The following is a 14,720-nucleotide window of genomic DNA, read 5'->3' on the forward strand; positions in this document are numbered from 1 at the left end:
ACCGGCTGCGGCGTGGTCGCCGCGGAGGCGAGCCGGGCCCCGTCGCCGTCGGTGCCGTCGGGCTCGGCGGCGTGGACCCCGAGCCCGACGATCGCCGCGGTCACGACGATCGCGGCGAGGCAGGCGTGGACGGGCTTCGGCACGCGGAGCACCCTACGTCGATCGGCCCGGATCGCTGAGATCTTCGGACACTCTGCGCAGGAATCTCACGGCATCGCGAGCGCGGGCGCCGTCGGAGGCCTGGATCCCCATCGCGGAGATCTCCTCGCCGTCGGTCAGGTCCAGCCGCACCCACGGCGCGCCGTTGGGCAGCCGGATGGTCACGATCTGCGCCCACGCCAGGTCACGGCGGCGGTAGCCGTTGACCACGATCAGCCGGTCGCGGGTGGCCGTCACCCGGCTGCGGGTCAGCGCGTGGACGCAGGTGAGGATGAGGAGCGCGATGAACGCCAGGGTGAGCAGCTCGAAGGTGGTGAACTTCGCCTGGTTCTCCGAGCCGAGCCCGATCCACGACACCGCGGAGACGACCGTCAGGCCCACGACGAGCACGAGGGCCACGATCCTCGGCCCGAGGGGACGCCAGGTGCGGGGCAGCTGAGCCAGCCGGGCGGCGCGCGCGTCGCGCGCCTCGGCGGGCTCAGAGCCGGCAGGCATGGATGTCGGTGAGGAGGATGGCGCGCGCGCCGATGTCCCACAGATCGTCCATGAGGCGCTGGGCGTTCTCGCGCGGCACCATCACCCGCACGGCGACCCAGCCCTCGCGGTGGAGCGGGCTCACGGTGGGGCCCTCGAAGCCGGGGGCCAGCGCGGTCGCGGCCGGGACGTCCTGGGCGCGGATGTCGTAGTCCATCATCACGTAGGAGCGCGCCACCTGGACGCCCTCGATCCGGCGGCGGAAGGTCTCGAAGCCGCGCGTCACCTCCGCTCCCACACGGGTGACGACGACGGCCTCGGAGTCGAGGATGGTCTCGCCGAAGACCTCGAGGCCGGCCTGCCGCAGCGTGGAGCCGGTCTCGACGACGTCGGCGATCACGTCGGCGACGCCGAGCTGGATGCTGCTCTCCACCGCCCCGTCGAGCCTCGTGACGGTCGCCTCGATGCCGCGCTTGGCCAGGAAGTCGGTGACGATCCCGGCGTACGACGTCGCGATCCTCTTGCCGGCGAGGTCGGCGAGGTCGGAATACCGGCCCGCGGGTCCCGCGAAGCGGAACCGGCTACGGCCGAAGCCGAGCTGGAGCACCTCGTCGGCCTTGGCGCCGGAGTCGTGCAGCAGGTCGCGCCCGGTGATGCCGACGTCGAGGGTGCCCTCGCCGACGTAGAGCGCGATGTCGCGCGGGCGGAGGTAGAAGAACTCGACGCCGTTCTCGTCGTCGATGAGGGTGAGCCGCTTGGTGTCGTCGCGCTGCCGGTAGCCGGCCTCGCGCAGGAGCGTCGCGGCTGCCTCGGAGAGCGCGCCCTTGTTGGGGATCGCGATGCGGAGAAGGTCGGACATGGGGTGCGGAGCCGTTTCTAGAGGTGGGAGTAGACGTCGTCGAGCGTCAGGCCGGTGGCGAGCATGAGGACCTGCGCGTGGTAGATCAGCTGGCTGATCTCGAGCGCCGCGGCGTCCTTGCCCTCGTGCTCGGCGGCCATCCAGGACTCGGCGGCCTCCTCGACCAGCTTCTTGCCGATCGCGTGGACGCCGGCGTCGAGCTGGGCGACGGTGCCGGATCCTGCGGGTCGGGTGCGGGCCTTCTCACTGAGCTCGGCCCACAGCTCGTCGAACGTCTTCACGACGGGCAAGCCTAGATGACCGGTCAGGCGACTCCGCCCCGGACCTTCCGCAGGGTGTGGGCGGTGAGCAGCGCGGCGCTGGCCGCCTCGTAGCCCTTGTCCTCCGTCGAGCCCTCCAGACCGGCGCGATCCAGCGCCTGCCGGTCGTCGTCGCAGGTGAGGACGCCGAAGCCGATCGGGACCCGGTGGTCGAGCGAGACGCGGGTGAGGCCGTCGGTCGCGGCGGAGCAGACGTACTCGAAGTGCGGGGTGCCGCCGCGGATCACGACGCCCAGCGCGACGACGGCGTCGAAGCCCTGCTCGGCGTGGGCCTGGGCGGCGACGGGCAGCTCGAACGTGCCCGGGACGCGGGTGAGGACCGCGTCCTCCACCCGGTGGTCGGCCAGCGCCCGCTCGGCGCCGGCGAGGAGGCCGTCCATCACCTGCTGGTGCCAGCTCGCGGCGACGACGGCGACGCGCAGGCCGCTGCAGTCGACCGGCGCGGTGACCGGCGCTCCTGCGCCGCTCACCGCGCGGCCTCCAGGTGATCGTCGAGGCCCGGCAGCAGGTGGCCCATCCGGTCGCGCTTGGTCCGCAGGTACACGAGATTCTCCTCCGTCGGGGTGAGGGCCAGCGGCTCGCGTGCGGCGACGGTGACGCCGTACGTCGTGAGCTCGGTGACCTTGTCGGGGTTGTTGGTGAGCAGGCGCACGCCGGGGCCGCCCGGGCCGATGCCGAGGTGGCGCAGGATCTGCGCGGCGGTGCCGTAGTCGCGGTCGTCGACGGGCAGGCCGAGGTCGAGGTTGGCGTCGACGGTGTCGCGGCCGGCGTCCTGGAGCGCGTAGGCCTCCAGCTTCGCCAGCAGCCCGATGCCGCGGCCCTCGTGTCCCTTGAGGTAGACGAGGGCGCCCCGCCCCTCCTCGGCGATCCGGCGCAGCGACTCGTCGAGCTGCGGCCCGCAGTCGCAGCGGCTGCTCCCGAAGGCGTCGCCGGTGAGGCACTCCGAGTGCACTCGCACGAGGGGCGCCCCGCTGCCGGTGACGTCGCCCAGCGTGAGCGCCAGGTGCTCGGTCCCGTCGGGCAGCGAGCGGTAGCCGTAGGCGTCGAAGACCGCGTACGCCGTCGGCAGCCGGGTCGCCGCGACCTGCTCCACGAGCGTCTCGTGTCGTCGTCGCCAGGCGGCGAGATCGTCGATGGAGATCATCGCGAGCCCGTGCTCGTCGGCGAACGCGCGGAGCTCGGGAGCGCGCTTCATGGTGCCGTCGTCGTTGACGATCTCGACCAGCACGCCACCCGGCCTCACCCCCGCGAGGCGGGTGAGGTCCAGGGCGGCCTCGGTGTGGCCGCGGCGCTCGAGGACCCCGCCGGCGCGGGCGCGCAGCGGGAAGACGTGGCCGGGCCGGGTGAGGTCCGCGGCGGTGGTGCCCGGGTCGGCGAGCAGGCGGATCGTGCGGGCGCGGTCGGCGGCGCTGATGCCGGTGGTGACGCCGTCGCGCGCGTCCACCGAGACGGTGAAGGCGGTGCGGAAGGGGTCCTGGTTGTCGGGCACCATGAGCCCGAGCCCGAGGCGGTCGGCCTCCTCGCCGGGAAGGGGTGCGCAGATGACGCCGCTGCTGTGCCGGATGGTGAAGGCGAGCAGCTCGGGGGTGGCGTGCTCGGCGGCGAAGATGAGGTCGCCCTCGTTCTCCCGGCCCTCGTCGTCGACCACGACGACGGCCTTGCCGGCGGCGATGTCGGCCAGCGCCCGGTCGATAGTGTCGAGCCGGGTGGCGGCGTGCTGGGCGGCGGCGTGCTGGGCGGTCGTCATCGGGTGGCCTCCGTGCCCTTCCGGGCCGTCGTCTGCATGAGCCTCTCGAGGTGGCGGGCGAGGATGTCGGTCTCGAGGTTGACCGGGTCGCCGGCCTGCTTGGCGCCGAGCGTGGTGCGAGCCAGCGTCTCGGGGATGAGGCTGACGGTGAACGAGTCGTCGTTCACCTCGACGACGGTGAGGCTGACGCCGTCGACGGCGATCGAGCCCTTGGGCACGACGTAGCGCGCGAGGTCGGCGGGCAGGGAGATCTCGACCACCTCCCAGTGCTCGCTGGGCGTCCGGCGGACGATGGCGCCGAGGCCGTCGACGTGCCCCTGGACGATGTGGCCGCCGAGCCGGGTGGCGGCGGTGACCGAGCGCTCGAGGTTGACCGGGTCACCGGGCTGCAGCGCGCCGAGGGAGGTCTTGTCGAGGGTCTCCTGCATCACGTCGGCGGTCCAGGTCCGGTCGTCGTGGCGGACGACGGTGAGGCAGCAGCCGTTGACCGCGATGGAGGCGCCGGTCTGGGCGTCGGTCAGGACCTCGCCGGCCGCGATGGTGAGCTGGATCGCGTCGGCGTGGCGGTCGAGGGCGGCGACGGAGCCGAGCTCCTCGACGATTCCGGTGAACATCAGTTCTCTCCTTTGTCAGGCGCTGCGGGCGGAGCGGGGGTGGCGGTGAGGCGGACGGTGCCGCCGAGGACGGTCACGTCGGTGAGCGTGAGGCGGTGGGCGTCGGCGATGGTGGCGATGCCGAGGTCGCCGACGGCGGAGGAGCCGGCACCGAGGAGGGTCGGGGCGACGTAGGCGATCACCTCGTCGACCAGGCCGGCGCGCAGGAACGCGGCGGCCAGCGTCGGGCCGCCCTCGAGGAGGACGTGCCGGATCTCCCGCTGCCACAGCTCCTTGAGCGCGACGTGCAGGTCGCGGGTGCGGAGGTGGACGGTCTCGGCCTCGGCGTCGAGCACGTGCGCCGAGGGCGGGAGGTCGCGCTCCCCCAGGACGACCCGCAGCGGCTGGACGACGACTCCGGCCGCTCGCGCGGTCAGCGCCGGGTCGTCGGCGAGCACCGTGCCGGTGCCCGCGAGGATCGCGTCGGCCTCCGCTCGCAGCCGGTGGACGTCCGCGCGGGCCTCCGCACTGGAGATCCAGCGGCTGGTGCCGTCCGCGGCGGCGCTGCGGCCGTCGAGCGTGGTGGCGAGCTTCCAGGTGAGATACGGCCGCTGACGGCGTACGGCGGCGAGCCATCGCTCGTTGAGGGCGAGCGCCTCCGCCGCCTCCGCCGCCTCGACGAGGACCGTCTCGATCCCGGCGGCGCGCAGCGCGGCGGCTCCGCCGGCAGCGACCGGGTTCGGGTCCTCGACGGCGTACACGACCCTCGTGATGCCGGCGTCGGCGAGCGCCCGGGTGCAGGGGCCGGTGCGGCCGGTGTGGTGGCAGGGCTCGAGGGTGACGACCGCGGTCGCGCCGCGCGCCCTCTCGCCGGCACGCATGAGCGCGTCGGCCTCGGCGTGCGGGGTCCCGGGGCCGCGATGGACGCCCTCGGCGACGGTGTCACCACCGGGCGCCAGCAGTACGCAGCCGACGCGGGGGTTGGGGAGAAGCCGGCCGGGGACGGCGCGCGCCAGCTCGACAGCGCGGCGTAGGGCCGCCTGCTCGGCTGCGGTGGTGGTCATCGGGCCCCGCTCCTGATCGCTGGACGCGCGTCAGGGGAGCCTCAACGACGGATCGCAGGGGTCGGGCCTGCGAACGTTGCGTTGCGTGCGCTTTCCATCCGGACTCTGACCGTCGGTCCAGGAGTCTCACCTGGTCAACCGCACGCTGGCTGCGTACGGGTCGCGGACTTCTGGCTGACTGCTCCAGTCACCGCCGGTGCGGAATTTCACCGCCCCCAGTGCACGCGAGTGTGGTCACTCGTACGACGAGTGTGACACAGCCGCGGCTGCGTCCCGCAGGGCGTTCACCATCTGGTCGGGGTCCTCGGCGCCGAAGACGGCGCTTCCGGCGACGAAGACGTCGGCTCCGGCCTCGGCGCAGCGCTCGATCGTCTCCAGGCTCACTCCCCCGTCGACCTGCAGCCAGCACTCGCCGCCGTGCCGCTCGATGAGGCGGCGGGCCGTGCGGATCTTCGGGAGGCAGAGGTCGAGGAACCTCTGCCCGCCGAAGCCGGGCTCGACGGTCATGACGAGGACCATGTCGAGCTCGGGGATCAGCTCCTCGTAGGGCTCGATCGGCGTCGCCGGCCGCAGCGCCATCGACGCGCGGGCGCCCGCCCTGCGGATCTCGCGGGCGGTGCGGATCGGCGCGCTGGAGGCCTCGACGTGGAAGGTCACGCTCGACGCGCCCGCCTCGACGTAGGCCGGAGCGTGCCGGTCCGCGTCGGCGATCATCAGGTGCGCGTCGAGCGGGATGTCGGTCGCGCGGCTGAGCGCCTCCACCATCGTCGGCCCGAAGGTCAGGTTGGGCACGAAGTGGTTGTCCATCACGTCCACGTGCACCCAGTCGCTGCTCCCGATCCGCGCGATCTCGCTGCCCAGACTGGCGAAGTCGGCGTTGAGGATGGACGGCGTGATCTGGATGTGGGGCACGCGCGAATCCTAGGGCGTGATTCCGGCCGCGAGGATGCGGCCGGCGGCGGCGCGGGAATCGTTCGGGGCGCACTAAACATCCTCTGACCTGCGGATATGCCTTGTTGCTCGAACACATGTGCGATAGAATCACTGGCATGGAATCGGCGTACGACGAGCGGGGCGAGGGCTACCCCGAGCCCCTCGGACTGTGCGTCGGCATGCCCACGCACTCGCCCCTCGACATGGCTGCCAGTGCCAAGCACATGGCCAATGTCGCTGAGATCTCGGCGCTGCTCCACACCCTTGATTGGGCAGCCGACAACGCGGCACCCACGGTCGGCCTCGCGGCAGCGGGGGATCTGATCCATCCCGTGCCGCTCTCGGGTGAGGGCACGCCACTCGTTCGGGAAGACGCCCTTCCTGAACTGGCTGCTGCGCTCGGGATGAGTGACTCGCAGGTGCGGTTGTGGGTGGGGGATGCGCTCGAGTTGAAGCACCGTCTGCCGCGACTGATGGCTCGGCTCTTCGACGAGCAGTTGCCCCTGTGGAAGGCACGTGCTGTCGCCCAAGCCTCACGCCACCTCACTCTCGAAGGTGCGGCATGGCTCGACAAGGAGTTGCAAGGCCGGTTCGAGCGCGTCGGGCCGACCGCACTCAAGCGGTTCATCGCCCACGCGATCGACAGGTTCGACCCCGACGAAGCCGTCCGTCGTGCCGAGACAGCAGCCGAGTCACGCAAGGTCGACGTGTATCCCCAAGACGACGGCCTCACCGATGTGGTCGCCAGTATCGACAACGCCGACGCCAAGGATCTCGAGGCGGCTGTCCGGCAGGCCGCCGGGGAGTTGAGGGAGCAGGGCTCCGAGGCATCCCTGGACGTACGCCGCTCGCAGGCGCTGGGTGTGATCGCTCGGCACTACCTGACCGGTGGAGAGTCGGCCGATAGGAGCACCGCAGCCCGGATCGTGAACCTCTACGTCCACCTGCAGGACGGTGAACAGGTCGCCACCGCCGAAGGCGTCACCGGTCTGCGGTCCATCAGCCAGGTCAAGGAGTGGTGCACCGCCAGCAACACGAAGGTGATTGTCCGTCCCGTGCTGGACCTCGACGCCAACCTCACCCGCAACAGGTACGTCCCCAGCGACACAATGCGTGAACAGGCCATGCTGATCGACAAGACCTGCGTAGCCCCGCACTGTGAACGCAACGCAAGACGAGCCGATCTCGACCACATCACCGAGTGGCCACGAGGCTCAACCGAGTCGAAGAATCTCGCGTGCCTGTGTCGATATCACCATCGGATCAGGACCTTCACCACGTGGACCTACAGGAAGCTCGACCCCGGCTACCACCTCTGGCGATCACCAGAGGGCAGGAGCTACCTCTGCACCCCCACCGGCACAATCGCCTTGTGAGCGACCCCCGCCGCATCGCCCACACCACGATCTACCTCGACGAGGCCGAGTGGCGGGCCCTCAGCAGCCTGCCGACCGCCGAGCTGCGCAAGACCCGCCACCACTTCGCGGTCGGCTTGGCGATCGACGAGCTCCCCAACGGCACACTCCTGGCCGAGATCGACGGCGGCGACGAGCTGCCCACCGACGTGCCTCCGACGCTGGACGTTATCCGCGAGGTGACGGGCGACGAGGCATGGACCGGTTACGGGCTGATCGACAGGAAGACGAACGCCGCCATCATCACCAGGTGAAGCGCGCCCTGCAGCACCTTCGAGCGGCCGGGGACGACGGTGAGGATGCCGACCACGACCGAGATCGCGAGCAGCACCATCTGGGTCGGATCCAACCCAAGAACGAGCGGGCCGTCGAGCCAGATCGACGCCACCGCGATGGCGGGGATGGTGAGGCCGATGGAGGCCATCGCGGAGCCGTACGCCAGGTTGAGACTGATCTGCACCCGCTCGCCGGCCGCCTGGCGGACGGCGGCGATGCTCTCCGGCAGCAGCACGAGCAGCGCGATGATGACGCCGACGACGGCCTTGGGGAACCCGAGGGAGGCGACGCCGTCCTCGATGGCGTACGAGCTGACCTTGGCGAGCCCCACCACCGCAACGAGCGCCGCGACGAGCAGCAGGCCACTCATCATCGCGGCACGACCACCGGGCGGATCGGCATGGTCGTCGCCGTCGAGGTCGCGGGTGTTGCCCTGCCGGTCGACGGGCAGGAAGAAGTCGCGGTGGCGCACGGTCTGGGTGAACACGAAGACGACGTAGACCACGAGCGACGCGATCGCCGCGAACGCGAGCTGCACGCCGGAGAACTCCGGCCCAGGGTGGCTCGTCGTGAAGCTCGGCAGCACCAGGCAGAGCGACGCGAGCGTGATGACCGTCGCCAGCGCGGCGCCGGCGCCCTCGGAGTTGAACACCGCCAGCTCGTGCCGCAGCGCGCTGACCAGCAGCGACAGCCCCGCGATGCCATTGACGCAGATCATCACCGCGGAGAAGACGGTGTCGCGCGCCAGCGCCTCCGTGCCCGAGCCGCCCGACACCATCAGGGTGACGATCAGCCCGACCTCGATCACCGTCACCGCCACGGCGAGCAGCAGCGACCCGAACGGCTCCCCCACCTGGTGGGCGACGATCTCCGCGTGGTGAACGGCGGCCAGGACAGCCGCGATCAGCAGCACGCCGACCGCCGCGACCGCCACCCCGTGCGGATGGCTCCCCCACGTCACCACCGTCGTCAGCAGCGCTACGAGTGGCACGATCGTCGTCCATCGCAGACGTTCAGCCATGACCCACGCCCCCTCGCTCATCGATCGACGACCACGGCATGGACCGCCCAGAGCGCGGATACAGGAGCCACCAGAACAGACACGCGGCCGGCCAGTAGGCGATCGAGGCAAGGATCAGGATGACCGGCCGCGGCCCCGCAGTCAGATCATCGCGCCCGTGCTGCCGCGCCAGATCGAACAGCCAGTAGGAGACCGCGACGAGGCCGCTGACGAAGGCCAGGCCCGCTATCACTCGTGCCGCAGGCCCTGGCTTCCGAGGCAGGTAGCGCTCGAACGCGAAGCGCCGGAGCCGGCTGCTCGGCAGGCGCCGGAGCCAGACTCGCTCGTAACCGTCTCGACGCACACGACGGGTCTCGCGCCACTCCCACGCGGCAAATTCGGGATATGCGACATCGCCGTCGACGTCCGCCGGGACAAGGGTGAGGATCTGGCGGGTGGCGAGGGGCATGGCGAGGGCGTAGATCTGCGCGCCGCCGGCGACGAAGACCTCGCCGCCGACCTCGGCGGCAACGGCGAGCGCCGACTCCAGCGATCCGGCGACGAGGACGCCCTCGGCCGACCAGGACGGATCGCGGGTGACGACGATCGTCGTGCGGCCGGGCAGCGGACGCCCGATGGTGTCGTACGTCGCCCGCCCCATCACGAGGACGCCGCCCATCGTGATCGACCTGAACTCCGCCAGCTCCCCGGGGAGCCGCCACGGGATGGCGGGCGCGCCGGCGGCGATGCGGGCGGCGGAGTTGCCGATCACCCCGTTCCGCGCGACGGCCGCGATCAGCGTCACGGCGCCGGGTGGAACGTCAGACACTGATGGGCGCCTTGATGGCCGGCCACGGGTCGTAGGCCTCGACCGCGATGTCGTCGAGCTCGAACGCGTCGATCTCGGTGAGAGCGGGGTTGAGCACCAGCCGCGGCAGCGCTCGCGGCGTGCGCGTCAGCTGCAGGCGGGCCTGGTCGAGGTGGTTGAGGTAGAGGTGGGCGTCGCCGAGCGTGTGCACGAAGTCCCCCACCCCGAGCCCGCACACCTGCGCGACCATGTGCGTCAGGAGCGCGTACGACGCGATGTTGAACGGCACGCCGAGGAACACGTCCGCCGAGCGTTGGTAGAGCTGGCACGACAGCAGCCCGTCCGCGACGTAGAACTGGAAGAGCGAGTGGCACGGCGGCAGCGCCATGTCGTCCACCTCCGCCGGGTTCCACGCGGTGACGATGTGCCGGCGCGAGTCGGGGTTCTCCCGGATCTGGCGGATCACCCCCGCGAGCTGGTCGATCTGCTCGCCGGACGGCGCCGGCCAGGTCCGCCACTGGGCGCCGTAGACCGGGCCGAGGTCGCCGTTCTCGTCGGCCCACTCGTCCCAGATCGAGATCCCGCGCTCCCGGAGCCACCGCACGTTGGTATCGCCGCGCAGGAACCACAGCAGCTCGCCGAAGACGGACCGCGTGTGGATCTTCTTCGTCGTGACGAGCGGGAACCCCTCGCGCAGGTCGAAGCGCATCTGGTGCCCGAAGACCGACAGCGTGCCGGTTCCGGTGCGGTCGGACTTCTCCGTGCCCTCATCGAGGATCCGCTGGACGAGGTCGAGGTACTGCCGCACGCCCACCACCCTAAGCGAGGCAGCGCGTCAGAGCGCGACGGACCCGACCACGGTCGTGAGCGTGTCCCCGCCGACCCAGATGGTGCCGTCCTCCGCCGTGTCGACGTGGACCCGTCCCCGGCGCCCGAGCACCGTCCCCTGCGAGGCGACGTACGACGGGGGCAGCCGTCCCGACCCGGTCAGCCAGGTCGCGATCCCGGCGTTGACCGACCCGGTGACCGGGTCCTCGAAGATCCCGTCGGCGTCGATGAAGAACCGCACCTCGATCGCCGCCTCCGACCCGGGCGGATAGGGCCCGACCACGCCGATCGCGAAGAGCTCGCCGAACGTCAGGGGGTTCGGCTCCAGGGCGAGCACGGCCTCGGCGTCGCTGAGGAGGATCGCGATGATGCTCGGCCCGTTGGAGACCCAGTTCGCGTCGACGATGGTCTCCGGCCGCATGCGCAGCGCCAGCGCCACGGTGGCGCGCTCGAGGTCGCTGAGCGGGCCGGAGCGGACCAGCGGCGGTGCGGCGAAGGCCAGCCGGTCGGCGTACCGCAGCGGGACGAGGCCGATGCCGCACTCCTGGACGAGGTGCTCGCCCCGCGGCACGCCGCCGGCCTCCAGCCACGCGTGCGCGCTGCCGAGGGTCGGATGGCCGCCGAAGACCACCTCGCCGCCGGCGTTGAAGAACCGGACGCGGTAGTCGGCAGCGGGGTCGACGGGCGGCAGGAGGAAGGCCGCCTCCGAGAGGTTGGTCCAGCGCGCGAACGCGTGCATCTCGGCGTCGGTGAGCCCCTCGGCGTCGTGCACGACGGCGACGGGATTGCCCGCCAGTGACTCGCTGGCGAACACGTCGACCTGGCGGAAGGGCCTCACGCCTGCGAACCGTAGCGGCTCGCGGGCCCGGCGACCCATGCACGCCAGCGTGTCTGCGGCCGTGAGCCGTGACACGGGTCGATGCCGACGATCCGGCCGCCGTCCAGGGTCGTGATCTCGTGCTTGCGATCGACGTGGACGACGGTGCGGGCGGCGATCCGCGGGTCGCCGCGGACCTCGCCGGTGGCCCAGTCGGTGACGCTGCTGTGGCCGTGCACCTGGCCGAACGGCAGCTCGCGCTCCAGCCAGCCGGGCAGCAGCTCGCTGCCCGCCGCGGCCCACAGCGGCCCGGCGCCCGGCTCCACCCGCCCGGGCCGCAGCATGACGCCGCTGCGGAAGAGGACGTCGTCGTTGCGGAGCAGCAGCTCCTCGATCCGCTGCGCCGCGTCGTGGGCGCCGCGCGGGGCGCCGAGCACGGTCCGCCAGAACGGCTCGGTCAGCCCGGCGTGGGTGACCAGCAGCGTCTCCTCGGAGGTGCGTACGGCGACGGCCGCATGGAGCAGCCCCCGACGGCGCCACTGCCGCAGCCGGCGGGCGGCGCCGCGGGTCAGGCGCTCGGGCCAGCGGAACGCCGGCGGCCGGAGGTAGTGCGCCTCGTGGTTGCCGATCAGCTGGAGCCACCGCTCGGGCTGGCGCCGCAGATGCAGGTCGACGAGCTCGACCACACCCTCGGAGTCCGGCCCGCGATGGACGAGGTCGCCGACCTGGACGACGACCAGGTCGTCGGGCAGCGGCCCGCGGCCGCCGTCGGCGACCCCGAGCCGCGCCAGCTCGGCGCCGAGCGCCTCGGCGTGGCCGCCGACGTCGCCGATGAGGGCCACCCGCCCGCGGGTGGCGTCGAGCAGGAGCGTCATCGGCCGGGCACCCACTCGGCGGGATCGAGGTAGGCGATCACGTTGTCGGCCCGGTGCTGTGCGGCCGCGATCGCGCGCACGGCCCGTCGCAGCGCGGCCCGATCGGCCGGCGCGATCCGGGACAGCTCGATCAGGTCCGAGGACGGCTCGCCGCGCTCGACCTGGGCGAGCTGGTAGCGCAGCCGGAGCCCGTGCAGCGACTCCACGACCTCGATCAGGCCGTCGACGTGGCGCTCCGGCAGCACCTGGGTGTCACCCGCCGCCCGGAGGCGCTCGACGGTGCTCAGGGCGGGCGAGCCGACCGCCAGGGCGCCCCAGCGCGCGAGGTTGACGATCGGCAGCAGGGCATGGGCCTTGAGGTCGTAGGTGTCGCGACGGCGTACGAGGTCGGGGAGGGAGCGGCGGCGCGCGCGCCGCGACAGCGCCTCGCGCAGCAGCAGCCGCATCGTGACCGGGTGGCGGCGCAGGCCGGAGAAGACGCCGCCCACCGCGTCCTCGTGCTCGCCGACCACGGTGCGTCCGTCGACCAGCAGCGAGGCCATGATCGCGCCCTTGTTCTCGGCCGGGTCGGCGAGCCACTGGCGGGCCGCGGTCCGCCAGCCGGCCCGCGTGCGGGCGAAGAGCGCGTTGCCCGGGGTGACGCCGTGGCCGTCGCCACGCAGGCCCGCCCGCGAGAGCAGCCTGCTGACCTCGCCGAACGCGGTGCGGTAGCGCGCGATGTCGACGGTCGTCACCGAGTCGTGGAAGACGACCGCGGCGTCGATGTCGGAGCTGAGCGCGGACTCGCGACGGCCGCAGCTGCCCAGCGCCAGCCAGGTGAACCGGTCCGGCGCCAGCTCGGCGTGGTCGGCCAGGACCAGCTCGAGGGCCCGACGGACCGTCGTGTCGACGAGGGAGGCGTGCAGGCCGAGTGCCGGGCCGGGCGCGGGGTCGGCGGCGAGGCACCGGGCGAGCGTCCCGGGCACCTGGGCGAAGCCGCGTGCCAGGGCGTCGGCGTCCGCCGCCTGGCGCAGCTCCTCCAGGAGCCCGGGCTCGCGGGTCACTCCGCCGGGTCGGTGACCGGCGTGCCGGCGTACCGCGGCCCGTCGAGGGTCCACCGCGACTGGATCCGGCCACCGGTGTTGGCCACCACGCCGGGCTTGGCGACCATCCAGCCGATCCACAGCAGCGCACTGAGGATCGGGATGCCGATCACCACGACCACGAAGTTGGTCTTGTGCCAGAAGTCGGGCGCCGACTGCCAGCCGGAGATGGCCATGCCGACGATGACGAAGGCGAGGAACGCCAGCCCCGCGATGCTGGTCCAGGGCGAGAGCGGGGTCCGGAAGGCGCTCGCCGGCAGCACCCCGCGGTCGGTGAGCTGTCGCAGCCGGATCTGGCACAGGAAGATCGACGCCCACGTCGCGATGACGCCGATGGAGGCGGCCTCCAGCGCGATCTCGAACGCGTCGGGGCGCCACACGTTGAGCAGCGCGCCGAAGACGTAGACGACCGAGGTCATCACGATCCCGGCCCACGGGACCCCCGAGTCGCTCATCTTGAGGGTGAAGGCGGGGGCCTGCTTGGACATGCCGAGGCTGCGCAGGACGCGCCCGGTGGAGTAGAGCCCGGAGTTGAGGCTCGACATCGCCGCCACGATCAGGATCGCCTGGATCAGGTCGGCCATCCAGTCGAGGCCGAGGCGACCGAAGACCGACACGAACGGGCTGGTCCCGGCCTCGTACGACGACGTGGGCAGCATGGACACGAGCAGGAGGATCGATCCGCAGTAGAAGACCGCGATCCGGAGGATGACGGCGTTGACGGCCTTGGGGACCTCGCGGCGGGGGTCCTCCATCTCGCCGGCCGCGACGCCGACCATCTCGATGGCGGCGTAGGCGAAGACGACGCCGGACATGATCAGCAGCGGGCCGTACCAGGTGTAGTCGCCGGAGGCGGGCCAGAAGCCGCCGGGGTTGTCCCAGAGGTTCTGGAAGCCCGCCTTGTGGCCGTCGATGTCGAACTGTCCGACGACCACGACGATGCCCACGACCAGGAAGACGACGATGGCGAGGACCTTCAGCACGGAGGCCCAGAACTCGAACTCGCCGAACGCCCGCGCCGAGAGCAGGTTGATCACGAGCACGACGGCGAGCGCGATGAGCACGCTGGCCCAGGTCGGCATGTCGGGCCACCAGTGCTGCACGTAGAGCCCCACCGCCGAGAGCTCGGCGATGCCGGTGAGCGCCCAGTTGAGCCAGTACATCCAGCCCGTGACGTACGCGCCGACCTCGCCGTAGAACTCGCGCATGTAGGAGACGAAGGCCCCCGACGTCGGCCGGTAGAGCACGAGCTCGCCGAGCGCGCGCATCAGGAAGAAGGCGATCACGCCGACGAACGCGTAGCTCAGGACGAGCGCGGGGCCGGTGCTGTGCAGGCGCGAGGCGGAGCCGAGGAAGAGGCCGGTCCCGATGGCGCCGCCGATGGCGATCATCTGGACCTGGCGGCGACCGAGCGTCTGCTTGTAGCCGACCTGCTCGTGGTCGAGGGAGTGCTCGAGGATATCGGTCATG

Annotated in this window: 17 protein-coding genes and 1 riboswitch; of the genes, 2 read left to right on the forward strand and 15 right to left on the reverse strand. The window is 71.9% G+C overall.

The features are described from left to right. Window positions 1-153: 153 nt before the first annotated feature. From QM572_RS09875 to rpe, 8 genes are all read right to left on the reverse strand, one after another. Entirely contained in the window at window positions 154-654 is a 501-nt protein-coding gene (locus QM572_RS09875) for a PH domain-containing protein (RefSeq protein WP_415092561.1), read from the reverse strand. After that, the gene (gene hisG / locus QM572_RS09880; RefSeq protein WP_415092563.1) at window positions 638-1,492 is read right to left on the reverse strand and encodes an ATP phosphoribosyltransferase; all 855 of its coding nucleotides are present in this window, start codon (window positions 1,490-1,492) and stop codon (window positions 638-640) included. Before hisG ends, QM572_RS09875 begins: the two co-directional genes overlap by 17 nt. A gap of 17 nt (window positions 1,493-1,509) precedes the next feature. After that, the gene (locus tag QM572_RS09885; protein ID WP_415092565.1) at window positions 1,510-1,773 is read right to left on the reverse strand and encodes a phosphoribosyl-ATP diphosphatase; all 264 of its coding nucleotides are present in this window, start codon (window positions 1,771-1,773) and stop codon (window positions 1,510-1,512) included. Between the two features lie 23 nt (window positions 1,774-1,796). Further along, window positions 1,797-2,282 carry a 6,7-dimethyl-8-ribityllumazine synthase gene (gene ribH, locus QM572_RS09890; RefSeq protein WP_415092567.1) on the reverse strand — a complete coding sequence of 162 codons (486 nt, stop codon included), beginning with the start codon at window positions 2,280-2,282 and terminating at the stop codon, window positions 1,797-1,799. Then, window positions 2,279-3,559, reverse strand: coding sequence for a bifunctional 3,4-dihydroxy-2-butanone-4-phosphate synthase/GTP cyclohydrolase II (locus QM572_RS09895; protein WP_415092569.1), 1,281 nt, complete (start codon window positions 3,557-3,559; stop codon window positions 2,279-2,281). Before QM572_RS09895 ends, ribH begins: the two co-directional genes overlap by 4 nt. Continuing rightward, window positions 3,556-4,173 carry a riboflavin synthase gene (locus tag QM572_RS09900; RefSeq protein ID WP_415092571.1) on the reverse strand — a complete coding sequence of 206 codons (618 nt, stop codon included), beginning with the start codon at window positions 4,171-4,173 and terminating at the stop codon, window positions 3,556-3,558. The genes QM572_RS09895 and QM572_RS09900 overlap by 4 nt, the downstream gene beginning before the upstream one ends. Then, window positions 4,173-5,216, reverse strand: coding sequence for a bifunctional diaminohydroxyphosphoribosylaminopyrimidine deaminase/5-amino-6-(5-phosphoribosylamino)uracil reductase RibD (gene ribD / locus QM572_RS09905; protein ID WP_415092573.1), 1,044 nt, complete (start codon window positions 5,214-5,216; stop codon window positions 4,173-4,175). The genes QM572_RS09900 and ribD overlap by 1 nt, the downstream gene beginning before the upstream one ends. 81 nt (window positions 5,217-5,297) lie before the next feature. Then, window positions 5,298-5,444, reverse strand: a riboswitch (FMN riboswitch). A gap of 6 nt (window positions 5,445-5,450) precedes the next feature. Further along, window positions 5,451-6,128: a ribulose-phosphate 3-epimerase gene (rpe, locus tag QM572_RS09910; protein ID WP_415092575.1), complete on the reverse strand. Its 678-nt coding sequence runs from the start codon at window positions 6,126-6,128 to the stop codon at window positions 5,451-5,453. Window positions 6,129-6,265: 137 nt separating this feature from the next. Here rpe and QM572_RS09915 point away from each other — a divergent pair, with 137 nt between their 5' ends. Both QM572_RS09915 and QM572_RS09920 read left to right on the forward strand, forming a co-directional pair. Then, the gene (locus tag QM572_RS09915; RefSeq protein WP_415092577.1) at window positions 6,266-7,525 is read left to right on the forward strand and encodes a DUF222 domain-containing protein; all 1,260 of its coding nucleotides are present in this window, start codon (window positions 6,266-6,268) and stop codon (window positions 7,523-7,525) included. Further along, the gene (locus QM572_RS09920; protein ID WP_415092579.1) at window positions 7,522-7,818 is read left to right on the forward strand and encodes a hypothetical protein; all 297 of its coding nucleotides are present in this window, start codon (window positions 7,522-7,524) and stop codon (window positions 7,816-7,818) included. The genes QM572_RS09915 and QM572_RS09920 overlap by 4 nt, the downstream gene beginning before the upstream one ends. Here the strand turns inward: QM572_RS09920 and QM572_RS09925 are convergent. Genes QM572_RS09925 through QM572_RS09955 form a run of 7 tightly spaced genes read right to left on the reverse strand, consistent with a single transcriptional unit; the run spans window position 7,770 to window position 14,719 of the window. Next, window positions 7,770-8,861, reverse strand: coding sequence for a calcium:proton antiporter (locus QM572_RS09925; protein WP_415092581.1), 1,092 nt, complete (start codon window positions 8,859-8,861; stop codon window positions 7,770-7,772). The genes QM572_RS09920 and QM572_RS09925 overlap by 49 nt on opposite strands. Next, window positions 8,854-9,669, reverse strand: a complete 816-nt coding sequence (locus QM572_RS09930) for a dihydrofolate reductase (RefSeq protein WP_415092583.1) — start codon at window positions 9,667-9,669, stop codon at window positions 8,854-8,856. Before QM572_RS09930 ends, QM572_RS09925 begins: the two co-directional genes overlap by 8 nt. Then, window positions 9,662-10,456, reverse strand: a complete 795-nt coding sequence (locus tag QM572_RS09935; protein WP_415092585.1) for a thymidylate synthase — start codon at window positions 10,454-10,456, stop codon at window positions 9,662-9,664. Before QM572_RS09935 ends, QM572_RS09930 begins: the two co-directional genes overlap by 8 nt. A gap of 27 nt (window positions 10,457-10,483) precedes the next feature. Then, on the reverse strand, window positions 10,484-11,314 hold the full coding sequence (locus QM572_RS09940; RefSeq protein WP_415092587.1) for a PhzF family phenazine biosynthesis protein: 831 nt from the start codon (window positions 11,312-11,314) through the stop codon (window positions 10,484-10,486). Continuing rightward, on the reverse strand, window positions 11,311-12,168 hold the full coding sequence (locus QM572_RS09945; protein WP_415092589.1) for a metallophosphoesterase: 858 nt from the start codon (window positions 12,166-12,168) through the stop codon (window positions 11,311-11,313). The genes QM572_RS09940 and QM572_RS09945 overlap by 4 nt, the downstream gene beginning before the upstream one ends. Then, the gene (locus tag QM572_RS09950) at window positions 12,165-13,211 is read right to left on the reverse strand and encodes a putative nucleotidyltransferase substrate binding domain-containing protein (protein ID WP_415092591.1); all 1,047 of its coding nucleotides are present in this window, start codon (window positions 13,209-13,211) and stop codon (window positions 12,165-12,167) included. The genes QM572_RS09945 and QM572_RS09950 overlap by 4 nt, the downstream gene beginning before the upstream one ends. Continuing rightward, the gene (locus tag QM572_RS09955; RefSeq protein WP_415092593.1) at window positions 13,208-14,719 is read right to left on the reverse strand and encodes an amino acid permease; all 1,512 of its coding nucleotides are present in this window, start codon (window positions 14,717-14,719) and stop codon (window positions 13,208-13,210) included. The genes QM572_RS09950 and QM572_RS09955 overlap by 4 nt, the downstream gene beginning before the upstream one ends. Window position 14,720: the final 1 nt, after the last annotated feature.

Origin of the sequence: Nocardioides sp., assembly GCF_047607365.1 — a bacterium.
In the GTDB taxonomy this organism is placed as follows: Bacteria; Actinomycetota; Actinomycetes; order Propionibacteriales; family Nocardioidaceae; genus Nocardioides.